Raw genomic sequence first — 26063 nt, 5'->3', positions numbered from 1 at the left:
TCGACGCCACCGCCGCAGCGGAACGCTCCATGGCCTTCGAAGCCCTCGACCAACTCGCCATGGAACACCTCCTCAACGTCCGCTGACCCACCCCCCAGGGTGCCCGGAACACCGACCGGGCACCCCGGGCTGTCGGGCCCTCCTCAGGCGTCCGGCGCGGCCGGCCCGGCGTACGCGACCGGGTCAGCCAGGACGTCCTGGACCACCAGCGCGGCGGCTCCGCGTGCCGCGTCACCCGCGACGGACGACGCGCGCAGCCTGCCGCCGCCGCGCGACCACAGCCCCGACACCACCCGGTCCGTGAGCTCCGAGTCGGCGGGGGGCGAGAGCCACGGCATCAGGCCGCGGTAGATCCCGCCGAGCACCACCGCGTCGGGATCGAACAGGTTGACCGCGCCGGACAGCACCTGCCCCAGCATCCGGCCCGCCCCGGCCACCGCCGCCAGCGAGTCGGGGTCACCCGCGCCGGCCCGGCGCTCCAGTTCCATCACACCGGCGGCTCCCTCGGTGTCGATGCCCGCCGCGCGCAGCAGGGCCGACTGGCCCGCGTACTGCTCCAGGCATCCGCGTGAACCGCAGCGGCACTCGGGGCCCGCGGGGTCCACCACCACGTGCCCGATCTCCCCGGCGAAGCCGTGCGCACCGCGCAGCAGTTCGCCGTCGAGCACCAGGGCGCCACCCACGCCGATCTCGCCCGTCAGGTAGAGGAAACTGCGGATGGTGCCGAGCCCGCCGAACCACAGCTCGGCGAGCGCCGCCAGGTTCGCCTCGTTCTCCGAGCGCACCGGAAGTGCCGCGGTGCCGGGGGCCAGTCCGGCGAGTGCGTCGGCGAACAGGTCCTCGGCGGCCACCTGGTTCCAGCCGAGGTTCGGCGCCTGGCGCACCGAGCCGCCCGACACCAGTCCCGGCAGCGCGAGCGCCGTACCGACCGGGTACAGATCCTGCTCCCGGGCCGAGTCCAGCGTGCGCGCGGCGATCCCGGCCGCACGCGCCAGGACCTCCTCGGGCGGGGCGCCGCGATTGTCCAGATGCTCGGTCTGCCGCACCCGGCCGGTGCCCGCCAGGTCCACCACGCACACCGACACGTAGTCGATGTTGACCTCGACGCCGAGCCCCGCGGCACCCGTGCGCGCCACCTTGAGGGCCGTCCCCGGCCGTCCCGCCTGCCCGCTGAACGTCTTGCCCGACTCGGTGACGAAGCCGGTCTCCAGCAGTTGCTCGACCAGCGAGGACACCGCCGCCCGGGTCAGCCCGACCCGCGCCGAGACCCCGGCACGGGTCGCCTCACCGGCTTCACCCTCGTCCCGCACGGCACGCAGCACGAGGCTCAGGTTGTGGCGGCGCACGGTGTCCTTGTCGGCCTTGGACCCCAGAGGCGTGAAGTAGCTCTTCATATGGTCGACGAGCCTATGTGATGCCCTCCGGGGCCCGATCCCCGACAGGGCGGCCACCGACAGAGGGGCCGGACAGCCCGCTCACACGCCCGCGGCCCTGGTCACCGCCCGCAGGTCGACGAACTTGAAGCCCGTCGTCTCCCGCCCTTCCTCGCTCCCGTCGGCGGAGGTCTCGTGGCCGTCCTGGACCACCAGCAGTCCGTGCGGGTAGCGGGAGCCCAGGGGCTCGTCGAGCGCCGCCGCGCCGTCGCACTCCTCGCTCCCGTCCAGATCGGCCGAGACGGAGGTGACGCGGAAGCCGCCTTCGTACGCGTTGGTGCCGGAAGCGCTCCGCTCGTACAGGGCGAAGCTGTCGTCGCCCTGTCCGGACGCCATGAGGTGGCCGCGGCCCGGCTTGCCGAAGAGCGTCAGTCCCTCGACGTCGGCAGCCAGCCGCCTGCCGCCGAATCCGGGGTCCGCGCCCGGCGCGCACTCCTCGGTCTCCGGGTCGTACGTCCCGGGGACCCCGTACTCCCTGACCTTGTCCATCAGGACCGGGCGCCCCTTCAGCGTGGCCGGCAGACGCCAGATGCCCACGTCCTCCTGGCCCGCGTAGAGCGTGCCGTCCGCCGGGTCGACGACCATGCCCTCGACCTGCGGGAGCTCCCCCGGTTCCCCGCACGGGGTCCAGGAAGTGCCGTCGGGGAGCCGGAAGGCGGAGGGGAGCGAGAGCGTGCGCACCAGGCGGTAGCCGACCGTGCCGGCCGCGGTCGGCCGCAGTTCGAGCAGGGCCAGGTCGGTGGTGTTACGGCGGCTGACCAGGGCGTACGACCGCCCGGTGGAGCGGTCCTGCCAGGTGGCCAGCCCGTAGGCGGTCCGCTGCTCGTTGATCTCGGCCTGGTCCTCGGAGAAGACCGGTGCGGCGGCGGGGTCCGTGACGTCCTCCAGCGGGCCTCCGGGCCGCGAGGGATCGATGCGGTAGATCCGCAGGCGGTCGTTGCCGCGGTCGGTCACCACCGCCACGTCGGTGCTGCCGGCCGGGGTGCGCAGCCCGTTCACGAGGTCCACGTTGTTGAACCTGCCCGGCGCGTCGTCCTCGGCCGCCGGGGCAGGGGCGGGCACCGACTGGACCAGGGAGGCGTCCAGGCCGTAGACCCGCAGCCCGCCCTCCTTGGCGGTGGCCACGACCAGGCTGCGCCCCGGGTGCGCGTCGTCCCGCCAGATCGCGGGATCGTCGGCGTTGGCGTTTCCGCCGGCCTCGTCGTCGTGGAGCGGCGCGGTCTCCGCGGTCGCGCCCACACCCGGAAGGGCCCGGGCGTGCGCGGAGGACAGCGGGACGAGGGTGAGGAGGGCGGTGCCGAGGGCGGCGCCGGCCGCCAGGCGCGTGGACCGGTGTATGCGCACAGAGCTTCCTGTCGTGGGAGGGGCAGGGCGATGGCTCGTCAGGAAGCGTCCGGCGGCGGCATGGTGCATCGGTGTCGCGACCATGAGGAGTACATGGGATCCGGGTGAATTCGCGGTGCAGCGGGTCCGGCGTCCTGCCGGACCCGCTGCACCCGGCGCGGAGTTCAGGGTGTCGCGCCGCGCTCCTCGAGCATGTCGGCCATCAGCGAGATCTCGGACTCCTGCGCCCGCGCCATCCCCTCGGCGAGGTCCCGGATCTCGTCGGTGACCGCCGAACCGGCCGCCGCCCGCGCCATCTCCGCACCCGCGCGGTGGTGCACGGTCATCAGCCGCAGGAAGAGCACCTCGGCCTCCCTGCCCTTCGCCGCGCGCAGTTCGTCCAGCTCGGTGTCGGTCGCCATGCCGGGCATCAGGGAGCCGCCGGACGCGGTGACCGGATGCCCCATCCACTCCATCCGGGGGCGGTCCGAACTCTTCGGCCGGCCCCAGGACTCCAGCCAGCCGAGCATCATGCCCCGCTGGTTCGCCTGGGTGTTGATGATGTCGTACGCGAGCCGCCTGACGCTCTCGTCGGTGGTGCGGTCGCGGATCAGGAACGCCATCTCCACCGCCTGCTGGTGGTGGACGGACATGTCCCGTGCGAAACCGACGTCGGCCGAGCTCTCGGCCGGTGCGGCCTCGGGGCCCCCGGCCCCGGACGTGGAAGCGGCCGAGGGGCGTACGACCGTCAGCAGCACGAGCACCACGGCCACGACGAACACCGCGGCCCCCGCCCACACCAGTGGGCGGGAAGCACGTGCGGCCGGGGTCACTTGGCGATCCCGCCGGAGCAGGCGGCACCCGGCTCGGGGGTCTGTGCGCCCTGGACGTACTTGGTGAAGAACTGCGCGACGCGCGCGTCGGTGGCGCTCTTCACGGTGAGCTGCTTGCCCCACGCGCTGAGCATCAGCGGGTCCTTCTGGTCGGACACCGGGCTCATCAGGGAGTAGGGCGTCTTCGAGACGCGTTCGGACAGGGCCTTGATGTCGCTCTGCGAGGCCTTGTCGTTGTACGTGACCCAGACGGCGCCGTGCTCCAGGGAGTGGACGGCGTTCTCCTTCGGTATGGCCTCGGTGTAGACGTCGGCGTCGCAGTTCATCCAGACCGGGTTGTGGTCGCCGCCCACCGGCGGGTTCATCGGGTAGTCGACGGGCGTCTGCACGTGTTCCTGGGTCAGGTCGTCCCAGGACTTCTCACCGGCCACGGGCGACGTCCGGGCCTGCTCCTCGGCCTCGTCCTGCTCGTCGGCGGCGGACATCAGGTAGCCGCCCCCGGCGACGAGACCGACGAGCACGACGACGGCCGCGGTGATGGTGATGACGCGGCTGCGGCGCTCACGGGCCCGCTCCTTGCGGCGGGCCTCCTCGAGCTTGGCGCGACGGGCGCTCGCGGGGGTGTTCTTGTTCTGGTTCTTGGCGGAAGCCATGGTCAGTCCTCGGGATCGGCGGATCGCGTGCGCCGGGGCGTCACGCGGCGGAACGGGGCACGGCCGAGACACCCACGGCGCGCGGTCGGCGCGGTGGGTGGTCCCGGGCAGCCCTCAGGTCCGCCGGACCCGCAGACGCGTGAGGTCGACGGCGGTGACACCGTCGTGGGAGGGCCCGCGGATGACCGCGCCGCCGGTGAGCGGGGCGGCCCGGAGAGCGGACGAAGGGGCGGGCAGCGCCGCGGGCGCCGGATGCGCGGGCAGCACGACGGCCTTCGAGTGGTCCGTCGTGCCGTGGCAGGAACTGCCGATCCCGCGTTCGCCCGGGGCATCGGCGACGACCACGGAGACGACGGCGGACGGCACCGGGGTGAAAGTACGGGCGGAGACCGCGGGAGCGTCGGCCTGCGCGGCCGCGGACGGCGGGGCGCAGCAGAGGAACAGCGCCGTGAGCAGCAGTGCCCAGCTCAGCACTACGGGCAGGCCTCTGCCACCCCGTCGCGGGTCCGTCCGTCCGCTCACTCCGGTCATCGCCGTCATCGTAGATGGTGTGTGAAACTTCAATGGGTTCGGCCCACAGCCGGGCAGGATAGTGTGCCCGCGTGACGACGCAATCGAACGTACCTGCGGGCTGGCATCCGGACCCCCATGGCGCCCCTCAGCTGCTCCGATACTGGGACGGCTCCCGGTGGACCGAGCACACGCACCCCGCGCAAGGACCGGCCCCGGCCGCGGCTCAGCAGCCTGCCGCCGCCCAACCCCAGGCCGCGGTGCCGCAGCAGCAGGCCGCGCAGCAGCAGCCGGCCCAGGCCCCGCAGCAGTTCGCTCCGCAGCAGGCGGCCCCCCAGCAGGGTGCGCCCGGTGGTGCCTCGCTCTTCAACCAGCAGGTCCTGGTCGTGAACCAGAAGGCCAAGCTGATCGAGCTCACGAACGAGTACAGCGTCTTCGACCAGCAGGGCAACACCATCGGTTCGGTCGTCCAGGTCGGCCAGAGCGCGTTCCGCAAGGTGCTCAGGTTCGTCTCCAGCATCGACCAGTACCTCACCCACCGGCTGGAGATCCGCGACGCCTACGGTCAGCCCCAGCTGCTCCTGACCCGTCCGGCGAAGTTCATCAAGTCCCGGGTCGTCGTGCAGCGCCCGGACGGGCAGCCGGTCGGCGAGATCGTCCAGCAGAACGCCATCGGCAAGATCAACTTCGCCATGACGGTCGACGGTCAGCAGGTCGGCGCCATCAAGGCGGAGAACTGGCGGGCCTGGAACTTCGCCATCGTCGACCACAACGGCGCCGAGATCGCCCGGATCACCAAGACCTGGGAGGGCCTGGCGAAGACCATGTTCACCACGGCCGACAACTACGTGCTGCAGATCCACTACCAGCTGCCCGAGCCGCTGCTGAGCCTGGTCGTCGCGACCGCGCTGACCGTGGACACCGCGCTCAAGCAGGACGCCCGCGGCCTCGGCTGACCGGTCTGGATGCCTGGCAGGCCCACGCGGAGCCTGCCGGGCACCCTCGCGCGGAGGCCCGCCGGGCACCCCCGCGCGGCCCTGCCGGGACGCCGGTTGGAGGTCAGTCCTTCCGGGCTCCGTCCCCGTCCGCCCCGGCCATCTCCGAGAGCACCCGTTCGGCCACCGCGAACGCCGAGTTCGCCGCCGGGACACCGCAGTAGACCCCGGTCTGCAGCAGTGCCGCGCCGATCTCGCGCGGGCTGAGGCCGTTGTTCACGGCCGCCCGCACATGCATCGCCAGCTCCCCGTAGTGCCCGTGCGCGACCAGCGCGGTCAGCGTGATCAGGCTGCGCTCGCGGCGGGAGAGCGTCGGGTCCGTCCAGATCTCGCCCCAGGCGTAGCGGGAGATGAAGTCCTGGAAGGGTGCGGTGAACCCGGTGGTCGAGGCCTGCGCCCGGTCCACGTGCGCATCGCCCAGGACCTCCCGGCGCACCGTCGTCCCGCTCTCGCGCTCGCAGGGGGTGAAGTGGGCGCGGAGCGCGTCGCGTACGGCCTCGGGGCGTTCCGCCGGAGCCAGGTGCGAGGCGTGCGCCAGCTCGGTCAGCGCGGCACCGGGGATGCCGTCGGCGATCTCCCTGGCGTGGGCGGGTGGCGTCGCCGGATCCTCGCGCCCGGCCAGCACCAGCGTGGGCACCCGTACGCCGGGGAGCCCGGACCGCAGGTCGCAGTCGGCGAGGGCGTCGCAGCACGCGGCGTACGCGTAGGGGTCGGTGGCCAGGAGGTCGTCGAGCAGCCTGGGCTCGGTGAAGCCCGGGGTGAACCAGCGGCCCGCGGCGCTCTCCGCCACCTTGCCCAGCCCCTCGGAACGGACCAGGGCGGCCCGCTCCCGCCATGGACCCGGGTCGCCGAAATGGGCCGACGAGCAGACGACCGCCAGGCGGTCCAGACGCTCGGGGTGGTGGATCGCGAGCCAGAGGCCCACGGCGCCGCCGAGCGAGACCCCGGCGTACGAGAACCGCTCCAGGGACAGCGAGTCCGCGAGGGCGAGGACCAGCCCCGCCAGATCGGCGACCGACGCGCCCGGTCCGACGAGCCCGGCGGGCGAGCCGCCGTGTCCGGGAAGATCCCACCTCACGACCCGGTGGGACGCGGAGAGTTCGGGAGCCACGCCGTCCCAGACCGCGGTGGACGTACCGAGCGACGGGCCCAGCAGCAGCGGGGGAGCCCCGGCGGGTCCTTCGGCGCGGTGGTGGAGGAGGTGGTCGGGGGTCGTGGTCATCGGCGCTCCAGAGCGCGGTCGGTGAGCGGCCCGGCGCAGCCGGTCCAGGCGGCGGGGTCGGTCAGTTCGGTGAGGTCGAGGCCTGCGAACGCGGGTTGTCCCGCCAGGGTCTCCGCGAGCGGCCGGCCGGTGTCGCGGGCCAGGCGGGCGGCCTCCGTGACGATCTCCCTGGCGCGGGCCGGCCCCACCCGCGCGGCGGCCACCGCGGACAGCCGCTCCGAGACGATCAGCCCGCCGGTAAGGCCCAGATGCTGGTCCATGGCCGACGGGAAGACCCTGAGCCCCTCGGTGAGATCCACCGCGTCCCGGGCGGCCCCGCCGACCAGTCGCAGCAGGTCACGCAGCGGTTCCCACTCGGCGTGCCAGGCTCCGGCGGGCCGCTCGTCCTCGGCGGCGAGCGAGGCGAAGAGCGTGGCCGCCGCTCCGGGCGCGCGGCGGGCGGCCGCCGCGATCAGGGTGGCGCGGACCGGATTGGCCTTGTGCGGCATGGCCGAGGACCCGCCCCCGGACCCCTCCGCCACCTCGGCGATCTCGGTACGGGACAGGACGAGTACATCGGCGGCCGTCTTGCCGAGCGCCCCCGCGGTGAAGGCGAGCGCGCCCGCCAGGTCGGCGACCGGGGTGCGCAGCGTGTGCCAGGGCAGGGAGGGTTCGGCCAGCCCGGTCTCACGCGCGTACGCGGCGACGAGCGTGATCCCCACCGGGGCCCCGGGGTCGGCCGGGGCACCGGGGTCGGCGGAGAAGGCGGCCAGCGTGCCCGCCGCCCCGCCGAGTTGGGCGGGGAGCGACTCGCGCACCACGCGCAGCCGGTCGCGCGCGTCGAGGACCAGCGACCGCCAGCCCGCGGCTTTGAGGCCGAAGGCCGTCGGTACGGCGTGCTGGGTCAGGGTGCGCCCCGGCATCGGCGTGTCGCGGTGTTCGGCGGCGAGCCGTGCGAGCGCCTCCGCCGTACGGTCCAGGTCGCCGCGGACGAGCGCCAGCGTCCGGGACGCCACCAGCATTGCCGCGGTGTCGAGGATGTCCTGGCTGGTGGCGCCCTGGTGGACGAAGGGCCGCACGCTCTCGTCGACCGCCGACGAGAGCGCCGAGACCAGCGGGATCACCGGGTTGCCGCCCGACCGGGCCCGGAGCGCGATCTCCCGCACGTCGAAGCGCCGGGCGTCCGCCGCCTCGGTGACCGCCTCGCCCGCCCAGGACGGGGCCGTCCCGGTGGCGGACCTGGCCCGGGAGAGGGCCGCTTCCGCGTCCAGAAGCGCCTGGAGGAAGGCATGGTCGCCGGTGGCGGCCTCGGCCGGCGAACCCGCCCGGCCCGGGGCGAGCAGCCCGGCGTCGCTCTCGTACATCAGCTGAACTCCAGGAAGACCGTCTCGTCCTCGCCCTGGAGGCGGACGTCGAAGCGGTAGGTGCGGGGGTCGCTGCGTGTCGCGATCAGGGTGGCGCGCCGCTCCGTGTCCAGTGAGTCCAGGAGGGGATCGCGCGTGTCGGCCGTCGGCCCGGAGAGCAGGTCGGGGAAGTACACACGGGTGTAGAGGTGGTGGACGAGACCGCGGGCGAACACGGCCACCGAGAGGTACGGAGCTCCGCCCGGCAGCAGGGTGCGCACCACCCAGCGTCCGTCCGCGTCCGTCGGCGCACGGCCGAAGCCGGTGAAGTCCACCCCGTTGCGTCCGATCACCGCACCCGTCGCAGGGTCGTGGCGCAGCGATCCCGGGAGCCCGGCGCGCGATCCGTCGGGAGCCGGCTGCCAGGTCTCCACGATGGCGTCGGGTACCGGTTCCCCGCGCCCGTCGAGCACGAAGCCGTGCACCGTGACGGTCCCGGGGTGCCCCGCCGGAGCCACGTCGCCGCCGCCGGGGAAGGGCAGCGCGTAACCGTAGAAGGGGCCGACAGTCTGGGAGGGGGTCGGGGCGTGGGACATCAGGCGTCGCCTTCTTCCTCGGTCCAGGTGGCACACGGACCGTCGAGGACGATGTCCCAGCGGTAGCCGAGGGACCACTCGGGGACGGACAGATCGTGGTCGTACGCCGCCGTCAGCCGGTCGCGTGCTGCCTGGTCGGTGACGGAGCGGATGACCGGGTCGTAGGGGAGCAGCGGATCACCGGGAAAGTACATCTGAGTCACGAGCCGCTGGGCGAACGCCGTGCCGAACAGCGAGAAGTGGATGTGCGCGGGACGCCAGGCGTTGGTGTGGTTGCGCCACGGATAGGCGCCGGGTTTGACGGTGGTGAAGGCGTAGCCTCCGTCGTCGTCGGTCAGGCAGCGTCCGAAGCCCGTGAAGTTCGGGTCCAGCGGCGCCGGGTGCTGGTCGAGCTGGTGGGCGTACCGCCCGGAGGCGTTGGCCTGCCACACCTCGACGAGCTGTCCCCGCACCGGCCGGCCGGCCCTGTCCAGCACCCGGCCGGTGACGGTGATGCGCTCCCCGAGGGGCTCGCCCGTGTGCTGCGCGGTCAGATCGCGGTCGAGGGCGGTCACATCCGTCACGCCGAAGGCCGGTCCGGACAGTTCGACCGCCTCGGGGTCGCGCACCGGGATGAGCGAGCGGTGCGGGTGACGGAAGTGGCTGCTGCGATAGGGCGGGTAGTCGCGCGGGGGGTGGTGGGCGCCGGGTTCGGCCGCGGCCTGCGCCTTGGCCACCTCGGCGTCGATCTCCGCCTGGCTCATCCCGTCGGGCAGCGGCTGCGGGGAAGGGTGATGTGCGGTCATGTCACGGCTCCGTGCATGGACGAAAATGCTCAGTACACTGACTAAATGTCGTTGGCCATGAAGCTACCCAGGGCCGGTCGCCACGGTCAAGACCCTCAGTACACTGTGCATTCCCGGAATTCCGGCCGCTCGTGCCGGCGGCCCGGCGGGCCGACGACGAGAGGACTGTGCCGTGCGGGCTGTCGACCTGAGCACCCACCCAGGACACCTGGCCAGGCGGCTCCAGCAGGCGCACCATCTGCTCTGGAACACGATGGTCTCCCAGGAGACCACCTCGCCCCAGTTCGCCGTCCTCAACGCCCTGACCGCGGAACCCGGCCTCGACCAGCGGACGGTGGGGGAGCGGGTCGGCCTCGACCGGTCGACCGTGGCCGAGGTCATCACCCGCCTGCTGCGCCGTGCCCTGCTGGACAAGGTGCGCGACCCGCGGGACGGGCGGCGCTACCTGCTCCGCCTCACCGAGGAGGGGGTCCGCACCCACAAGGAGCTCGCCCTCCGCACGGTGCGGATGAACCAGGTCTTCCTCGGCCCCCTCTCCGATGAGGAGCGCCAGACCCTCTTCGGGCTGATGCACAGGGTCGCGGGCGCGGCCGAAGCCCTGCGGGTGCCGGGTGAGGGTGCGACGTCCGCGGACGGGTGACGGTCGCTCCTCAGGGGGCGTGGACTCCGGACCGGACGCCCGCCGGGTCGGTCGGCGTGGCGACCCGGTACGCGCACCGGGCCGTGCGGTCGCCTCGCAGCCCTCCGCGCGGCCAGGTGTTTTACGTGTGTAACACCTGCTAATCTGTTTAGGTGAGTGATACAGCCGTACGACCCCGCAAGCCCGCCGTCCGCGCCCTGCCCGTCAGCGGCGTCCTGGCTCTGAGGAACCCGGCGGAGATCTGGTACAAGCCCGCGCTGAGCGTGGTCGTGGCCTCGGGGGTCCCGAACCTGCTGCTGTACTCCCTCGGCCGCCTGGACCTCGTCATGTACACGATGGCAGGATCGCTCTGCGCCCTGTACGGCCACAACCTGCCGTACTCCCGCCGGGCACACACCGTGCTCCGGGTGATTCTCGGCATGGCGGCGGGGCTCGCGGTCTCCCTGGTCGTGGGCTCGCTCACCGACTCGACGGCCGTCCTCCTCGCGGTCGGCGCTCTCCTCGTGGCCGTGCAGAAGGCGTTCTGCGACGCCAGCCGCATCGGGCCCCCCGGCAACGTGATCTTCGCGTTCGTCACCTCGGCCGCCCTCTTCGCCCCGCAGGAGCTCGGCCAGGTACCGGAGCACATGGCGCTGATGCTGGCGGCGGGCGCCTTCTCGTGGCTGGTGACCGTCGGCCCCGCCCTGTGGCGCAGGGAAGGGCCCGAACGCCTCGCGACCGCCCGTGCGCTCGACGCGGCCTCCGCCTACGCGGCGGCTCCCGGCCACCGGACCCGGCACTCCGCGGCGGCGGCAATCCAGGCGGCCTGGCAGTCGCTGCTGGCTTCCGGGCGTCCCACGCCCGACCGCCGGGCGCTGGAGCGGCTGGTCGTCCACGCCGAACGGGCCCTGGCCACCGCCGGGGACGACGGCCGGTCCCGTGAGACGGATCCCGCGGTACTGCGCGGATGGGCCGAGCGGACCCGGGGCCGTGGTCCCGTCCCCGACCCGCCACCGGCCCCCGGCACCGTGGAACAGCTCTTCGGCGTCGACGCCGAGCGCGCCGGACAGCGGATCCGCAGGGGCCGCCGGGAGGCCAGGTCCGGACTCCTGCGTGGGCTCGGCCCCGGCTCCCCGGTGCTGCCGGTCGCCGTCCGTGCGCTCCTCGGCTGCGCGCTCGCCGGCTACGTGTCCTCGGCGCTGGGTGTCGGTCACCCGTACTGGGCCCTCGTCACCGCCGCCTCGGTCTACCAGCCCAACCTCACCCTCTCCTGGAGCAGGGGTCTGCAGCGTACGGTCGGAAACCTGCTCGGGGTGCTGGTCTTCGCGGCCGTCCTCCCTCTCACCAGGGTCGGACCGCTCGCGCTCGTTCTCTGCGTGCTCTTCTTCAACTTCGCCGCCGAGGCGCTGATCACCCGGAACTACTGGCTCGGCTCGGTCGCCGTCACTCCGATGGCGCTGCTGATCCTGGAGTTCGGCGGGGTTCAGCCGCCCGGCGAACTCGTCACGGACCGCGCCCTGGACACCCTCGTGGGGGTCGCCGTGGGCTTTCTCGCCGTGATCGCCGTCACCAATCGCCGGGCTTCCGGCCGCGTGGAGCGGGCCCTCGCCGCCGTCACCGACGCCACGAGCCGGGCCGAAACGGTGATCGCGGGCAGGTCCGTGGACGCGCCTGCCCTGAACGCGGCACGCCGCGAACTGACCGCGGCGCTCGTCGAACTGCGCGACGCGAGCGATGTGGCCTCGGGCGAGTGGTGGCAGCGCGCCCTGCCCGAGGAGGAGCTGGTCGAGGCCGAGCAGGCGGGACACCGTACGCTCGCGGCGACAGCACGACGGCAGGGACTCATCACCCTGCCCGCGGTGAACGGAGCGGCGTGACCGACGACATCGTCGCCTCGGTGGTACGGCAGTGGCAGGCCGTCCACCCGGGGCTGGACACCGGGCCGATGGAGCTCATCGGCCGGATCAACCGCTGTGCGGCCCTCCTCCAGCAGGCCGAGGACGCGCCCCTGCGCGCCGCCGGGCTTACCCGTGCGGAATTCGATCTGCTCGGCGCCATGCGGCGCACCGGCCGCGAGCTCACCCCAGGAGACCTGGCCCGCGAGACCTTCTCCTCCGGCGCGGCCGTCACCAAACGGCTGCGCGCGCTGCAGGAAGCGGGCCTCATCGCCCGGCGCAGCGATGCCAGGGACCGCAGGGTCGCCCACGTGGGGCTGACCGACGAGGGCCGCGAACTCGTCGACCGGCTGCTGCCCGAACAGCTCGCCTACGAGCGGTCGGTGCTCTCCGGTCTGGACGACGAAGCCCGCGGCGAGCTCAGCGGCCGGCTCGGAGAGCTGCTGGTGCAGCTGGAAGGCAGGCTCGGCGGGCGCCTCTGAGCGGCCGTGGCCGTGGGGCGAGGGCGTGGGCCGGAGTGCGCACGCCCCGACCACCACCCCCGGCCTCACGGAGAGTGGCGGAGCGGCGGAGGGGGATTCTGCGCGCCCGGATGCCGTTCCGGGAGCCGGGCGGAGCGCCCGGTCGGCGCGGATGAAGCCTCGCACGCCCGTCCGTCGCTCAGGATTCTGCTCCTTTCGATCCGATTCGATCACATGTGCCGTTGTCCCGCTCTGCGGTACGAAATAATTCGCGTGCTCTCGCGGTGATCGCGCAAGTGTGCTGCGAAATCCGCAAGTTCTCAGTCCAAGGGCTTTACCCTCCTGGGTCGGATGCGTGTTGCTGTCCTGCTCTGAAGGACCAACGAGTCTGCTTTCTCCCGATTGCCGCGCCCCGTCACTCCTCGCGCACGCGTGGAGGCGGTGAGTGCGAAAACTGGTGAGTGTATTACCGCGGACGAGCTCCCGCAGGCGGTTGGGCGAATATGCCGAGGCACTGTTCTGATCTGGTTAGGCTCACGCGCAGTGAAGTCGAGTTGAGATGAATCCGCGTACTTGTGCACTCCTGACCGTGCATGTGCGTATACCTCCCGAATCAACCGCCAGAGGGTTTAGATGGTCCGTGTTGAATCACCGCCGACCAAAAGAGATGTACCCGTCGTGCGCGCCGCTCTCCTGCCCGTTGTGCTGATGGCCGGTGCCACCACCGCGGGTGCCGTGCCGGTGACCGGCGCGACGCGGGCGGCAGTCGTCTGGTGCGGGGCGATCGCCACCGTGGTGGTCGCCACGCTCGCCGTGGTCCTGAACCGCCGGCGCCGGGCGATGCGCGTCCAGCGCGCCGAGTACGAGCAGCGCATCGCCCGGCTGGAACACCGCATCGCCACGTACGACCAGGAGACCGTGCGGCTCAGCAGGGAGCTGCTGCCCGCCGCGATCCGTCGGCTGCGCGCCAGCAACTCCCCGCAGGAGGTGATGCGCGACGTCGTCGACGCGGACGAGTCGTACCGCAACCTCCCGCAGGCCCAGCGCGCGCTGGTCCTCCAGGTCCTCGACATCATCGACAACGAGGAGGCCATGCGTGACTCCGCGCAGCGCGCCTTCGTCAGCGTCGCCCGCCGCGTCCAGGCCATCGTCCACCGCCAGGCCAGCGAGCTCCGGGAGATGGAGGACCACCACGGGCGGAACCCCGACGTCTTCGACGACCTGCTCCGCATCGACCACGGCACCGCGCTGATCGGCCGGCTCGCCGACTCGATCGCCGTACTCGGCGGTGCCCGTCCCAGCCGTCAGTGGCCCAAGGCCGTACCGCTGTTCAGCGTGCTGCGCGGCGCGATGTCCCGGATCCTCGAGTACCAGCGCGTCGACCTGCACTCGATCGCCAAGGTCGCCATCGTCGGCACCGCGGTCGAACCCCTCATCCACGCGTGCGCCGAACTGCTCGACAACGCCACGCGTTACTCCCCGCCGCAGACCCGGGTCCACGTCACCGCGGTCGAGGTGCAGACCGGCATCGCCATCGAGATCGAGGACGGTGGCGTCAGCCTCAGCGAGGAGGCCCGGGTGAGGGCCGAGAACATGCTCGCCCAGGCCCAGGCCGGGATCAACATGAACGACCTCGGAGAGTCCCCGCGCCTCGGCATGGCCGTGGTCGGCCGACTGGCCCGGATGTACCAACTCCAGGTCTCACTGCGGCAGTCGGCGTACGGAGGGGTCCGGGCGGTCCTCATTGTGCCCCGCGACATGATCACCACCGGCCCGGCGCCCGGAATCGCCCACGGCATCGGTGCCACCTCACGGCCGCAGAGCTCCCTCGACATGTCGCAGATGCAGCACGTCGTACCGGCCCGCGGCAAGCACAAGTCGCGTCCCGCGCCGACCGGTCCGGTCCCCTCGCTCGCGTCGTCCACGGCACCCGCACCCGCACCCGCCGCCTCTGCCGCCGCCCGGCCGGCCGCACCCGCCGCCTCCATGGGGGACGACGAGGTCGTGGTGACCGAGTGGACGGAGGGCGGACTCCCGCAGCGCCGCAGCAGGGGGCGCGCACCCCTCGGTTCGCACAATCTCCCGCAGCAGTCGGCGCCTGCCGCGGAGCCCACCGCGCGTAACGGCCACAACGGGCCTGGCGGCGCCACACCGCCGCCAGGCCTCTGGCTGGAGGCCTTCACCCAGGCCGTCAACGGTGTGCCCAAGGAGCAGCAGAACGGTACGGACTCTGACGACGCGTGGGACAAGGGAGACGAGAAGTGATCCAGCAACGGGGCAACATGGACTGGATGCTCAAGGAACTGGCCGACGACGTTCCGAGCATCCACCAGATCGTGGTCCTGTCCGCCGACGGTCTGCGCATCGCCCGGCACGGGGGTGACCCCGACGCGGCCGACCGGCTCGCCGCCGCCTGCGCCGGCCTGCAGAGCCTGGCCGCGGCGGTCGCCACCGAGATCCCGTACAGCGACGGTCTGATGAAGCTCGTCGTCATCGAGGTCACCGGCGGATTCTTCTACCTGATGGCCGCGGGGGCCGGCGCCTATCTGGCGGTCCTGGCGGGTGAGACCGTCGACGCCGGGCTGGTGGGAGCGCGCATGCGCGACATGGTCGCCCGCATCGGCGCGCATCTGACGAGTCCTCCCCGTCATGACGGGCAGGTCGTATGAGCCCTCCCCGACGTGAACGCCGAAAAGCCGAACCGGCGTTGAGCGACCCGGAGCGGCTCTACGTGATCACCGGCGCTCCGGACGGCGAACGAGCGGCTCTCGACCTCGTCACCATGGTGGTGGCACAGGCGGATCCGTCGCCGATGGTCCAGCCCGAACAGGCCGCGATCCTGCGGCTCTGCAAGTCGCCCCTGTCGGTCGCCGAGATCTCCGCCTATCTCAGCCTTCCCTTCAGCGTGGTCACCTCGCTCCTCACGGAACTCCTGTCGACCGAACTGATCGAATCGCGCGCGCCCGTCGTCCGCGCCGCGCTCCCGGACCGGTCCCTCCTCGAAGCGGTGATGCATGGACTTCAGAAGCTCTGACACGATCACGGGCCCCCGCCGTGAGGACGTCCTGCCCAGCACGGCCACGGCCGCGGTGAAGGTCGTCGTCGTCGGCGGGTTCGGGGTCGGCAAGACGACCATGGTCGGCTCGGTCAGCGAGATCCGGCCCCTGACGACCGAAGAGACCATGACGCAGGCGGGCGTCGGTGTCGACGACAACGTGGGCGTGGAGACCAAGACGGCCACCACCGTCGCCATGGACTTCGGCCGGATCAGCCTCAGCGACGAACTGATCCTCTACCTCTTCGGCACACCCGGACAGGAGCGCTTCTGGTTCCTGTGGAACGGCCTGTTCGAGGGAGCATTGGGAGCCGTCGTCCTGATCGACACCCGGCGGCTCCAGGTCAGTTTCGACGTCATCGGCAGGCTGGAGGAGCGCGGGGTGCCGTTCGTCGTCGCGGTCAACACCTTCCCCGACGCACCCCACCACCCCGTGGAAGCCCTGCGTGGCGCCCTGGACCTGCCCGACGAGGTCCCCATGATCGACTGCGACGCCCGGCTGCGCACCTCCAGCCGCGATGTGCTGATGACCCTGATGCGTTACCTGCACAGCCTTGCCGTACCACTCACCTGACGACGGCCCACCCTGCCTTCCAGCGGGCCCCGCCCCCATGCGCCCGCCTCTCGGAACGTCCTATTCCTGGAGCCACAGTGACAACCCCCTTCCAGTACGAACCCGGCTCGGCCACCGGCCCGGTCCCACCCCCGCAGTGCCCCGCCCACAGCACCGGCATCGGTCCCGGCGGGCTGCGCCGGCTGTACGGCCCCGAGGCCGAGGCTGACCCCGCCGGCCTCTACGAGAAGCTGCGTGCCGAGCACGGCACCGTCGCACCCGTCCTCCTGCACGAGGACGTCCCCGCATGGCTGGTGCTCGGACACAGCGAGAACCTCCACATGACCCGGACCCCCTCGCAGTTCTCCCGCGACTCCCGGCGGTGGCGCGGACTGCAGGACGGCAGCGTCGCGCCCAACCACCCGCTCGCGCCGCTCTTCACCTGGCAGCCGGTGTGCTCCTTCGCCGACGGCGCCGAGCACGAACGGCTCCGCGGAGCCGTCACCGACAGCATGGCCCGCATCGACACCCGCGGTGTCCGCCGCCACATCAACCGGTACAGCAACAGGCTCGTCAACGACTTCTGCCGGGAAGGCAGGGCCGAACTGGTCAGCCAGTTCGCCGAACGGCTCCCGATGATGGTGATGTGCGCGATCATCGGGATGCCGGAGGAGTACGACGACCGGCTGGTGCAGGCCGCCCGCGACATGACCCGGGGCTCGGAGACCGCCGTCGCGAGCAACGCCTACGTCATCGGCGTACTGGACCGGCTCGTGCAGCGCCGCCGGGTCGAGCCCGCCGAGGACTTCGCCAGCTGGCTGGTCGAGCACCCGGCCGGCCTCACCGACAAGGAGGTCAGCGAGCACCTCCGGGTCGTCCTGATCGTGGCGTACGAGACCACCACCAACCTGATCGCCAACGTGCTGCGCATGGTGCTCACCGACCCCCGGTTCCGTGCCCGGCTCAGCGGTGGCCACATGACCGTGCCCGAGGCGGTCGAGCAGACGCTCTGGGACGAGCCGCCCTTCACCTCCGTGCTGGGCCGCTGGGCGGTCGGCGACACCGAGCTCGGCGGGCAGCAGATCAAGGCCGGTGACGCGCTGATCGTCGGCATCGCGTCGGCCAACACCGACCCCGCGGTACGGCCGGACCTCACCGTCAGCATGGAGGGCAACCGTGCCCACATGTCCTTCAGCAGCGGGCCGCACGAATGCCCCGGGCAGGACATCGGCCGCGCCATCGCCGACGTCGGCGTCGACGCCCTGCTGATGCGCCTGCCCGACCTGGAACTCGGCGTCGACGAGAGCAAGCTCACCCGCGAGGGCAACTTCATGGCGAGGCACCTGGTGGACCTCCCCGCAGCCTTCGCCCCCACTCCGCAGCAGGAGATCGACGCCGAACCGCTCCCGGCCGTGGCACGGACCCGTCCGCAGCCCGACTGGGAGGTGTCCTCGTCCGCGAACCGGGTCTCCGCGCCCATGCCGGCTGCCCACATCCCCGCACCCGCACGCCCCGGCGAACCGCATCCCGTACCCACCGTGATCCCCGCACAGCGCAACGCCCCGGCCAGGATCTGGCACGCGGTCAAGCGCTGGTGGAGCGGTGCCTGATCAGCGGCCCGACCGCCGTGCCGGTGCCCCGGGCCCACGGGTCCGGGGCACCGGCACGCCCGCCCCGTACCATCGAGCAGCGTGAAGCTGACAATTCTTGGCGGCGGCGGATTCCGGGTACCGCTCGTGTACGGGGCGCTGCTGCGTGATCACGCCGAAGGCCGGGTCACCCGGGTGACCCTGTACGACACGGACGCGGACCGGCTCACCGCCGTCGCACGGGTGCTGGCCGAGCAGGCCGCGGGGACCGGCGGCGCGCCCGAGGTGATCGCCACCCGCGATCTGGACGAGGCCCTGCGGGGGGCGGACTTCGTCTTCTCCGCGATCAGGGTCGGCGGCCTGGAGGGCCGGGCAGCGGACGAGCGCGTCGCGCTCGACGAGGGCGTCCTGGGCCAGGAGACCGTCGGAGCCGGTGGGATCGCCTTCGGCCTGCGCACCGTGCCCGTGGCGACGGACCTCGCCCGGCGGATCGCCCGGCTGGCCCCCGAGGCCTGGGTCATCAACTTCACCAACCCGGCGGGCCTGGTCACCGAGGCCATGGCCCGCCACCTCGGCGACCGGGTGATCGGCATCTGCGACTCCCCGGTCGGTCTCGGCCGCCGCATGGCCCGGGTCCTGGGCGTGGACCCCGACCGCGCGTGGATCGACTACGTCGGTCTCAACCACCTGGGCTGGGTGCGCGGCCTCCGCCACGAGGGCGTCGACCACCTTCCCCGCCTGCTCGCGGATCCGGAGCTGCTCGGCTCCTTCGAGGAGGGCAGGCTCTTCGGCGCGGAGTGGCTGCGCTCCCTGGGCTCGGTACCCAACGAGTACCTGCACTACTACTACTTCAACCGGGAAGCGGTCGCCGCATACCAGGCCGCCGAGCGGACCAGGGGAGCGTTCCTGCGTGACCAGCAGCAGGGGTTCTACGCCCGGATGAAGGACCCGGCCGCCCCGCCGCTGGCCACCTGGGACCGTACGCGGGCCGAGCGTGAGGCGACGTACATGTCGGAGAACCGGGACGTGGCCGGTGCCGGGGAACGTGAGGAGAGCGACCTCGAGTCCGGCGGCTACGAGCAGGTGGCCCTGGCCCTGATGCGGGCCGTCGCCCGGGACGAACGCACCTCACTGATCCTCGACGTCCGCAACCGGGGCACACTCGCCGCCCTCGACCAGGACGCCGTCATCGAGGTGCCGTGCCTGGTCGACGCCAACGGCGCGCACCCGGTGGCCGTGGACCCGCTGCCGTACCACGCGGTCGGGCTGGTCACGGCCGTCAAGGCCGTGGAACGGGCCGTGCTCGAAGCGGCGGAGACCGGCTCCCGCGCGGCGGCCGTCCGCGCCTTCGCCCTCCATCCTCTGGTGGACTCGGTTTCCGTGGCACGCCGTCTCGTCGACGGCTACCTCGGGGCCCACCCCTCGCTGGCCTATCTCGACAAGCCGTGACCGCGCCCCGGCGCCCCGATCCGACGGGTCAGGGCGCCGGGACCGGCCTCGGACGCCCCGATGGACCCCAGGAGGGTGCGACACCGGTGACCTGACACACCATCAGGAACAGCGGGATGGGCGGCGTGTAGGGCGTCCGGCTGTCCGGCGTGTGGATCAGCCGGGGACGCAGCGCGGGGACGTAGGCGTCCGTGGCGTAGGAGGCCTGCTCCGGCCAGTCCAGGTCGAGGTCGGAGCCCGACGGGACGATCCACCACCACCGGTCGGCGTCGGCGAACACACAGCCCGCACGCGGCAGATGCGACATCAGACGGAAGCCGTACTGCGCGGGCACCCCCACCGCGTCACAGCCGAGACTCGCGGACAGCGCGGGCGGCAGCGCCAGACGGACCCGGCCGGGAAGCCCGCCCTCCTCCGCCGTGCGGCACCGTCGCGCCCCGAGCAGCTGGGACAGGGCGTTCCTCAGCATGTCCGCTCCGGGCCGTACGCCAGTTCCGCCCAGACGATCCGTCCCGAGTGGTTCCCGGCGTCGGTCGAACCCCAGGCCGCGCTCATGGAGTCGACGAGCAGCAGCCCTCGCCCGTGCTCCCCCTCGGCGTTCCTCGTGAGTCTGGGACCGCCGGGCTGGTGGCCCTGGTCCTGGACCGCTATGCGCAGTCTGGCGGCGTCGCACCGCAGTTCGCACACCACCCGGCTGCTCATCGTGTGCACCACCGCGTTGGTGACCAGTTCGGAGACGATCAGCACCGCCGCGTCGTGGGTGTCCCCGGTCAGCCGCCACTCCGCCAGCCGCGCCCGGGTGAGGCGCCTGGCTCCGGCGACCGACTCGGGGTGCGCGGGAAGCGCGAAGCAGTCACGGAGCGCTTCCCTCCCCGGGCAGAGGTCCGAGAGCCGGGGGATGAGCGCACTGCCAGGTGCCACGACCGATTCCTCACAGTGGGGGCTGTGTCACGCCTCGCACCGCTCCTGGGATTGCGGGCACGTTCGCGCGAACTTGGTTCGGTCACCAACTCTCCCCCTGACAAGAACACTTGGCAAGGGGCACTCTGAAAATTCCAGAGTGACTGTGTCCCTCGAGCCACGCTCGTGGCACACTTCTGGAACACAGCGCATCGGGAGGTCTGAAGTGAGCGAACCGCGGTCAGCCCCGACCGTGGGTCAGGTCGTTCTCGGCAAGCGTCTGCAGGATCTGCGGGAGCGCGTCGGCCTGAGCCGTGACCAGGCGGCGAAGGTGCTCCGTGTCGCCCCCGGGACCATACGCAGGATGGAGACCGCCGAGGTCGGGCTGAAGATCCCCTACGTACAGGTGCTCCTCAGGGCCTACGGGATCGCCGACGACGAGACCGACGCGTTCGTCCAGCTCGCCGAAGAGGCCAACAGGCCCGGCTGGTGGCAGCGTTTCCACGACGTGCTGCCCGACTGGTTCAGCATGTACGTCAGCCTGGAGGGCGCCGCCAGCCTGCTGCGTACCTACGAACCGCACTTCGTCCCCGGCCTCCTGCAGACCGAGGACTACGCACGCTCAGTCCTGCGCACCGGCGCAGTCGGTCAGACCAGACCCGCGGACATCGAGCGGCATGTGGCCCTGCGGATGGAACGGCAGGCGCTGCTCACCAAGGACGAGGCACCGAAGCTCTGGGTGGTGATGGACGAGACGGTCCTGCGCCGTCCCGTCGGCGGTCCCGGCGCGATGCGCGCCCAGATCGACCGTCTGCTGGAGGCCACCGAGCTGCCCAACGTGACCTTGCAGATAGCCGAGTTCGCGACCGGTCACCATCCGGGTACGTACGGGCCGTTCGTCCTCTTCCGCTTCGCGGTGCCCGAACTCCCCGACATGGTCTACAGCGAGTACCTGACCGGCGCCGTCTACTTCGACGCGCGCCCCGAGGTGGCGTCCTACCTCGAGGTCATGGACCGCATGGCGGCTCAGGCCGCGACTGCACAACGCACGAAGGAGATCCTCAGGGATTTCCGCAAGGAGCTGTCATGAACCACATATACAACGGCATGCCGGCCGCCGATCTCGGCACCGAAGGCTGGTACAAGCCGTGGAGCGGTGGGAACGGCGGCAACTGCATCGAGGCCATGAAGCTGGCCGACGGCAGGGTGGCGGTCCGTCAGTCCGCTGACCCGGACGGCCCCGCCCTCATCTACTCCAACGGCGAGATCGCCGCGTTCATCCAGGGTGCCAAGGCGGGACAGGCGGACTTCCTCCTCACCTGACGCCCGTTCACCCGGTCCGCACAGCACGCTCCTCGCCGAAGTCCCCGACCGAACGGAGTCCGCCATGACCGGGCAGGAACCTCAGGCCGTCGAGATCGACACGAGCAAGCCGCATCCCGCCCGGATGTACGACTGGTTCCTGGGCGGCAAGGACAACTACCCGGTCGACGAGCAGATGGCCCGGCAACTCCTCGCCCTGGACGCCAGGGGACGCGACATGGCCCGCGTCAACCGGGCCTTCTTGCACCGGGCCACCCGCTGGCTCGCCGAGAACGGGGTACGCCAGTTCCTCGACATCGGCTCCGGCATACCGACCGAGCCCAACCTCCACCAGATCGCCCAGCGGACCGCCCCCGACGCCCGCGTCGTCTACTGCGACAACGACCCGATCGTGCTCGCCCACGCGGCGGCGCTGCTGCGTTCCACCCCCGAGGGGGCCACGGAGTACATCCAGGCCGACGCCCGGCAGCCGGAAGCGATCCTGGAGGCCGCCGGGAAGATCCTCGACCTCGACCGGCCGGTGGCACTGTCCCTTCTCGCGCTGCTGCACTTCGTGGACGACGAGGACGGTGCGGCCGAGATCGTCGACCGGCTCGTGGAACGACTGCCCTCCGGCAGCTATCTCGTCCTCTCGCACACCACGGGCGATTTCGACCCGGAGGGCGCCGCCGCGGCCCGCGCGATGTACCGGGCGCGCGGGATGACGCTGCGGCCACGGTCGCGCGCCGAGTTCACCGCCTTCTTCCACGGTCTCGAACTCCTCGAGCCGGGCGTCTCGCTCTCCGCGGACTGGCACCCCGGCCTCGGCGAGGTCATCGACGTACCCGGCCACGATCCGATCCCCGGCTACGCGGGCGTCGCGCGCAAGCGCTGACCCCGGGCGGCGCCCTCCGGCCGAACGCCCGCCGTCGGCGCGGCGTCGGCCGCAGGCCACAATGGGTGCATGTCACGACGCACCTCACGCCCCCGTCGTCCGTCCGCACCGCGGGCGGCGAGCCCGCGGATCACGCCGGAGACACCGTGCCCGTGCGGTCTGCCGGCCGCCTACGGGGAGTGCTGCGGGCGGTACCACGCGGGCGCCGCGGCCCCGACGTGCGAGGCGCTGATGCGTTCCCGTTACGCGGCTTTCGCCGTCCGGGACGCCGGGTACCTGCTGCGTACCTGGCACCCTTCCACCCGGCCCGCGGTCCTCGACCTGGACCCGCAGACCCGGTGGGTCCGGCTGGAGATCCTGGCGACGACCGAGGGCACCGCCTTCCACACCACGGGGACGGTCACCTTCCGTGCCCACTGGACCGACGGGGACGGCCCCGGCTCGTTGCACGAGAAGAGCCGTTTCGTCCGCCACGAGGGTGCCTGGGTGTACGAGGCCGCTGACTTCACCGCGTAGGGCGTGTACCGAAAGGAGCGTCGCCCGCCCGCCGGGCAGGCGGGACCTTCGATACACGCCCTGGTGCCGCGTCGGTCAAGGTTCGCCCCGTCGCACATGCCTTGATCGACGCGGCACCGGCGGAGTCCGGGGGACCGCGGGTTCAGACCGCGGCCGCCGTGTGCTCGGGCGGGGCCAACTGGTGTTCGAGGTCCTCCGCCAGCAGCCGCTTCGCGATCCGGTCGACCGAGGCGCGCAGCTCCCGGTCGTCGGGCCGTGCCCCGTCCTCGGCCAGCCGCTCGTTCAGCCAGCGCCCCCAGGCGGCGGAGATGGCCGCGGCCTCGCGGCTGCCCGCCGCAGTGTGGGTGAAGAGTCTGCCGTCACCGGTGAGGTAGCCCTCTTCGATCATCCGGTCGAAGACGGGCACCAGCACCTCCGGCGGGATGCGGTGCCGCGCCGCGATCAGCCTGAGACCCGCGTGGCCGACCATCCGGGTGAAGAGATCCACCTGCATCACGGCCCAGGCCCCCGCCATGTCGAGCCGGGTGTCGGACTCCGCCACGATGCGGCGGGCCGTGTCCGGACCGGTCCGGTGCAGGATTCTGGCGACGGCCGATTCGAGCACCTCCGAGGAGTCACCGGTCTTCGGCTGGGCGAAGCCCTCACCCATGTCGGTCGAACTCGCCCGGGCACTGTCGCGCAGCTTCACCTGTTTCAGGAAGAGGGCGACGACGAAACCCAGGAGCGCCACCGGCACGGTCCAGAGGAAGACCGTGTGCAGGGTGTCGGCATACGCCTGGGCGATGGGAGCCGTCTGCTCCGGGGGAAGCGCGTGCACGGCCTGCGGGCTCTGGACCACGCTCGGCAAGGTCGACGGGTCCCCACCCGCCCGTGCGGCCTCCTCGACCCCCTGACGCAGGTTCGGCCGCAGCGCGTTCGCGTAGATCGTGCCGAAGACCGCGGTGCCGAATGAACTGCCGAGCGTGCGGAAGAACGTCACCCCGGAGGTCGCGGTGCCCAGGTCCGAGTAGTCGACCGTGTTCTGCACGGCGATCGTCAGCACCTGCATCGACAGGCCGATGCCGATGCCGAGCACCAGCATGTACAGCGACTCAAGCCACACCCCGCTGTCCGGGCCCATCCGGGACAGCAGGAAGAGGCCCGCCGCCATCACCAGTGAGCCGACGACGGGGAAGTAGCGGTACTGCCCGGTCCGGCTCACCACGTTTCCGCTGAAGATCGACGCGGCCAGCAGGCCGATCACCAGAGGCAGGGTGCGCACACCGGACAGCGTGGCGGAGTCCCCGTCGACGTACTGGAGATACGTGGGCAGGTAGATCATCGCGCCGAGCATGGCGAAGCCGACGATGAAGCTCAGGATGGAGCAGACCGCGAACACCGGGTTGCGGAAGAGCCGCATCGGTAGCATCGGTTCCTTCGCGCGCGTCTCCACCAGACAGAACAGCGCGAGGGCGACGAGCCCTCCGGCGAACAGGCCGAGGATCACGGGTGAGCCCCAGGCGTACTCGTTGCCGCCCCAGCTCGTGGCGAGGATCAGCGCGCTCGCTCCGACCGCCACCAGTGCGATGCCCAGGTAGTCGATGACCGGGCGCCCGGCCGCCCGGACCGACGGGATGTTGCGGGCGGCGGCGATGACCACCACGATCGCGATGGGCACATTGACGTAGAACGCCCACCGCCAGGTCAGGTGGTCGGTGAACAGCCCGCCCAGCAGCGGCCCCACGACCGTGGCGACGCCGAAGACAGCACCGATCGCGCCCTGGTACTTGCCCCGGTCGCGGAGGGGGATGACGTCGGCGATCAGCGCCATGGACGTCACCATCAGCCCGCCCGCGCCGATGCCCTGCACGCCCCGCCAGACGATGAGCAGCAGCATGTTCGAGGCGAGACCGCAGAGGAAGGACCCCGTGATGAAGATGATCGCGGAGATCTGGAAGATCAGTTTCCTGCCGAAGAGATCCCCGAACTTGCCGACCAGCACCGTCGCCACGGTCTCGGCGAGCAGATAGGCCGTCACCACCCACGACATGTGCTCGGCCCCGCCGAGGTCCGAGACGATCGTGGGCAGCGCCGTTCCCACGATCGTCTGGTCGAGAGCCGCCAGCAGGATCCCCAGCACGATCGTCGCGAAGACGATGTTGCGCCGTCGTGGGTCGAGGACGGGCGGCGCGGTGGCACTCTGCGGGGCGGGGGATTTCTCGCTGGCAGTGGTCACCTTCGCACCCTCACACCCGCCGTACCGCGCCGCACGCGGTGAGGGGCCGGACGTGTCAGGCCAGCAGCTCCCGCAGCGACCCGGCCATCCGGGTGACGAAGCCGTCCCGCACGTCCTCGGGCACCCGGTCGAGCGACAGGTACGGGTTGAGGTCCTCCAGCTCGACGAGCAGCAGGTCACCCTCCGGCGTCCGGCAGGCGTCCACCCGCTGGATGCCGTGGGAGAGGGTGTTCCACTCGACGAAGCGGTGCGCGAAGGCCAGGTCCTCGTCGCTCGCCGCGTACGGCTCCAGCACCCAGCGGCGGTCGGGGTGGGGCGCGTACAGGGCGTACCGGAAGTCCTGGCCGACGAAGTAGAAGGACACCTCGTAGCGGAAGTCGATCCTGGGCTGGACGAGGAGGGTGCCGTCCGCTCCGTCCGGGAGCTCCGGTTCCTCGGTGAAGCGGAGCCCCACCGAGTCTGCGCCGAGCTTGGGCTTGACCACGTATCCGGCGGACCGGGGGAGCAGGACGAGGTCCGCCGCGCGGTCCACGGTCGGGATGACGGGGAAACCCGCTCGGCTCAGGTCGACCAGATACTGCTTGCCGGCCATGTCCCCGCGGCCGTCGAGCGAGTTGTAGACCCGGGCCCCCGCGGCCCGCGCCCGGGACCGGAACGCGTCGTACGCCTCCTGGTGGTGGAGGACGGGGCCGCTGTTGCGCACGACGACCGCGTCGAAGCCGTCCAGCAGGGCGGCCGCGTCCCGGGGGTGGCAGAGCGCGATGTCGAAGTCCTCACGGAGCCGGGACGTCAGGAAGATGTCCTCGTCGCAGTAGCGCCTGCCACGCGCCTCGTAGGCGAGATCCGTAACGAAAAGGACGGACGGACGGCGGGTGCCGGTCTCGGCGATCAAGAAGTACTCCCAGGGGGTTCGTATCCGTCACTCGGTCAATAGCCTTGGTG

At 71.9% G+C, this 26063-nt stretch carries 27 protein-coding genes; 14 read left to right on the top strand and 13 right to left on the bottom strand.

What is annotated here, in order from left to right; translation table 11 throughout:
- Positions 1–143: 143 nt before the first annotated feature.
- The 5 genes from ACGFNN_RS24960 to ACGFNN_RS24940 all read right to left on the bottom strand — a co-directional run bounded on the left by ACGFNN_RS24960 (position 144) and on the right by ACGFNN_RS24940 (position 4773).
- A complete protein-coding gene (locus tag ACGFNN_RS24960) occupies positions 144–1394 on the bottom strand; it encodes an ROK family protein (RefSeq protein ID WP_393559086.1) in 1251 nt (416 codons plus the stop codon).
- Between the two features lie 81 nt (positions 1395–1475).
- On the bottom strand, positions 1476–2777 hold the full coding sequence (locus ACGFNN_RS24955; RefSeq protein ID WP_393559084.1) for a phytase: 1302 nt from the start codon (positions 2775–2777) through the stop codon (positions 1476–1478).
- Between the two features lie 164 nt (positions 2778–2941).
- Positions 2942–3589, bottom strand: coding sequence for a DUF305 domain-containing protein (locus tag ACGFNN_RS24950; RefSeq protein WP_393559082.1), 648 nt, complete (start codon positions 3587–3589; stop codon positions 2942–2944).
- A complete protein-coding gene (locus ACGFNN_RS24945; protein WP_393559080.1) occupies positions 3586–4242 on the bottom strand; it encodes a DUF3105 domain-containing protein in 657 nt (218 codons plus the stop codon). The genes ACGFNN_RS24950 and ACGFNN_RS24945 overlap by 4 nt, the downstream gene beginning before the upstream one ends.
- A 114-nt stretch (positions 4243–4356) precedes the next feature.
- On the bottom strand, positions 4357–4773 hold the full coding sequence (locus tag ACGFNN_RS24940; RefSeq protein ID WP_393559078.1) for a hypothetical protein: 417 nt from the start codon (positions 4771–4773) through the stop codon (positions 4357–4359).
- 71 nt (positions 4774–4844) lie between these two features.
- Between ACGFNN_RS24940 and ACGFNN_RS24935 the strand changes: the two genes are divergently transcribed.
- Positions 4845–5708 carry a phospholipid scramblase-related protein gene (locus tag ACGFNN_RS24935; protein WP_393559076.1) on the top strand — a complete coding sequence of 288 codons (864 nt, stop codon included), beginning with the start codon at positions 4845–4847 and terminating at the stop codon, positions 5706–5708.
- Positions 5709–5811: 103 nt separating this feature from the next.
- On the opposite strand, the gene pcaD is transcribed toward ACGFNN_RS24935, so the two are convergent.
- From pcaD to pcaH, 4 genes are read right to left on the bottom strand one after another with little or no spacing between them, the layout of a single operon-like run.
- Positions 5812–6969 (bottom strand): 3-oxoadipate enol-lactonase, encoded by a 1158-nt coding sequence (pcaD, locus tag ACGFNN_RS24930; RefSeq protein ID WP_393559074.1) that lies wholly within the window; start codon positions 6967–6969, stop codon positions 5812–5814.
- Entirely contained in the window at positions 6966–8312 is a 1347-nt protein-coding gene (gene pcaB, locus ACGFNN_RS24925) for a 3-carboxy-cis,cis-muconate cycloisomerase (protein ID WP_393559072.1), read from the bottom strand. The genes pcaD and pcaB overlap by 4 nt, the downstream gene beginning before the upstream one ends.
- A complete protein-coding gene (gene pcaG / locus ACGFNN_RS24920) occupies positions 8312–8887 on the bottom strand; it encodes a protocatechuate 3,4-dioxygenase subunit alpha (RefSeq protein ID WP_393559070.1) in 576 nt (191 codons plus the stop codon). Before pcaG ends, pcaB begins: the two co-directional genes overlap by 1 nt.
- Positions 8887–9630 (bottom strand): protocatechuate 3,4-dioxygenase subunit beta, encoded by a 744-nt coding sequence (gene pcaH / locus ACGFNN_RS24915; protein ID WP_393559123.1) that lies wholly within the window; start codon positions 9628–9630, stop codon positions 8887–8889. The genes pcaG and pcaH overlap by 1 nt, the downstream gene beginning before the upstream one ends.
- Before the next feature lie 214 nt (positions 9631–9844).
- On the opposite strand from pcaH, the gene ACGFNN_RS24910 reads away from it, so the two are divergent.
- From ACGFNN_RS24910 to ACGFNN_RS24870, 9 genes are all read left to right on the top strand, one after another.
- On the top strand, positions 9845–10312 hold the full coding sequence (locus ACGFNN_RS24910) for a MarR family winged helix-turn-helix transcriptional regulator (protein ID WP_393559068.1): 468 nt from the start codon (positions 9845–9847) through the stop codon (positions 10310–10312).
- A gap of 152 nt (positions 10313–10464) precedes the next feature.
- Complete coding sequence (locus ACGFNN_RS24905) at positions 10465–12168, top strand: FUSC family protein (RefSeq protein WP_393559066.1); 1704 nt, start codon at positions 10465–10467, stop codon at positions 12166–12168.
- Positions 12165–12668: a MarR family winged helix-turn-helix transcriptional regulator gene (locus ACGFNN_RS24900; protein WP_393559064.1), complete on the top strand. Its 504-nt coding sequence runs from the start codon at positions 12165–12167 to the stop codon at positions 12666–12668. Before ACGFNN_RS24905 ends, ACGFNN_RS24900 begins: the two co-directional genes overlap by 4 nt.
- Before the next feature lie 612 nt (positions 12669–13280).
- Positions 13281–14912 carry a sensor histidine kinase gene (locus ACGFNN_RS24895; RefSeq protein ID WP_393559063.1) on the top strand — a complete coding sequence of 544 codons (1632 nt, stop codon included), beginning with the start codon at positions 13281–13283 and terminating at the stop codon, positions 14910–14912.
- Positions 14909–15316 carry a roadblock/LC7 domain-containing protein gene (locus ACGFNN_RS24890; protein WP_362550300.1) on the top strand — a complete coding sequence of 136 codons (408 nt, stop codon included), beginning with the start codon at positions 14909–14911 and terminating at the stop codon, positions 15314–15316. Before ACGFNN_RS24895 ends, ACGFNN_RS24890 begins: the two co-directional genes overlap by 4 nt.
- Positions 15313–15681, top strand: coding sequence for a DUF742 domain-containing protein (locus ACGFNN_RS24885; protein ID WP_393559061.1), 369 nt, complete (start codon positions 15313–15315; stop codon positions 15679–15681). The genes ACGFNN_RS24890 and ACGFNN_RS24885 overlap by 4 nt, the downstream gene beginning before the upstream one ends.
- Positions 15662–16276 (top strand): ATP/GTP-binding protein, encoded by a 615-nt coding sequence (locus tag ACGFNN_RS24880; RefSeq protein WP_362550294.1) that lies wholly within the window; start codon positions 15662–15664, stop codon positions 16274–16276. Before ACGFNN_RS24885 ends, ACGFNN_RS24880 begins: the two co-directional genes overlap by 20 nt.
- A gap of 77 nt (positions 16277–16353) precedes the next feature.
- Positions 16354–17865 (top strand): cytochrome P450, encoded by a 1512-nt coding sequence (locus ACGFNN_RS24875; RefSeq protein ID WP_393559059.1) that lies wholly within the window; start codon positions 16354–16356, stop codon positions 17863–17865.
- An 81-nt stretch (positions 17866–17946) separates the two neighbouring features.
- Positions 17947–19293, top strand: coding sequence for a 6-phospho-beta-glucosidase (locus ACGFNN_RS24870; RefSeq protein WP_393559057.1), 1347 nt, complete (start codon positions 17947–17949; stop codon positions 19291–19293).
- Positions 19294–19321: 28 nt separating this feature from the next.
- Here ACGFNN_RS24870 and ACGFNN_RS24865 read toward each other — a convergent pair whose 3' ends face one another.
- Both ACGFNN_RS24865 and ACGFNN_RS24860 read right to left on the bottom strand, forming a co-directional pair.
- Positions 19322–19762 carry a hypothetical protein gene (locus ACGFNN_RS24865; protein WP_393559055.1) on the bottom strand — a complete coding sequence of 147 codons (441 nt, stop codon included), beginning with the start codon at positions 19760–19762 and terminating at the stop codon, positions 19322–19324.
- Positions 19756–20214, bottom strand: coding sequence for an ATP-binding protein (locus ACGFNN_RS24860; RefSeq protein WP_393559054.1), 459 nt, complete (start codon positions 20212–20214; stop codon positions 19756–19758). The genes ACGFNN_RS24865 and ACGFNN_RS24860 overlap by 7 nt, the downstream gene beginning before the upstream one ends.
- 205 nt (positions 20215–20419) lie before the next feature.
- Here ACGFNN_RS24860 and ACGFNN_RS24855 point away from each other — a divergent pair, with 205 nt between their 5' ends.
- From ACGFNN_RS24855 to ACGFNN_RS24840, 4 genes are all read left to right on the top strand, one after another.
- Positions 20420–21283 (top strand): helix-turn-helix domain-containing protein, encoded by an 864-nt coding sequence (locus ACGFNN_RS24855; protein WP_393559052.1) that lies wholly within the window; start codon positions 20420–20422, stop codon positions 21281–21283.
- Entirely contained in the window at positions 21280–21516 is a 237-nt protein-coding gene (locus ACGFNN_RS24850; protein WP_014049581.1) for a DUF397 domain-containing protein, read from the top strand. Before ACGFNN_RS24855 ends, ACGFNN_RS24850 begins: the two co-directional genes overlap by 4 nt.
- A 64-nt stretch (positions 21517–21580) precedes the next feature.
- The gene (locus ACGFNN_RS24845) at positions 21581–22390 is read left to right on the top strand and encodes an SAM-dependent methyltransferase (RefSeq protein ID WP_393559050.1); all 810 of its coding nucleotides are present in this window, start codon (positions 21581–21583) and stop codon (positions 22388–22390) included.
- A gap of 69 nt (positions 22391–22459) precedes the next feature.
- Positions 22460–22906 carry a YchJ family protein gene (locus tag ACGFNN_RS24840; RefSeq protein WP_393559048.1) on the top strand — a complete coding sequence of 149 codons (447 nt, stop codon included), beginning with the start codon at positions 22460–22462 and terminating at the stop codon, positions 22904–22906.
- Positions 22907–23048: 142 nt separating this feature from the next.
- Here the strand turns inward: ACGFNN_RS24840 and ACGFNN_RS24835 are convergent, their stop codons facing one another.
- Positions 23049–25121 carry an MDR family MFS transporter gene (locus ACGFNN_RS24835; protein WP_393559046.1) on the bottom strand — a complete coding sequence of 691 codons (2073 nt, stop codon included), beginning with the start codon at positions 25119–25121 and terminating at the stop codon, positions 23049–23051.
- Between the two features lie 55 nt (positions 25122–25176).
- Positions 25177–26013 (bottom strand): hypothetical protein, encoded by an 837-nt coding sequence (locus tag ACGFNN_RS24830; protein WP_393559045.1) that lies wholly within the window; start codon positions 26011–26013, stop codon positions 25177–25179.
- Positions 26014–26063 lie beyond the last annotated feature (50 nt).

It is taken from the genome of Streptomyces sp. NPDC048590, assembly GCF_043199535.1.
In the GTDB taxonomy this organism is placed as follows: Bacteria; Actinomycetota; Actinomycetes; order Streptomycetales; family Streptomycetaceae; genus Streptomyces.
Note: the sequence above shows the minus strand (reverse complement) of the source record. Positions and strands in the feature narration are given on the sequence as shown.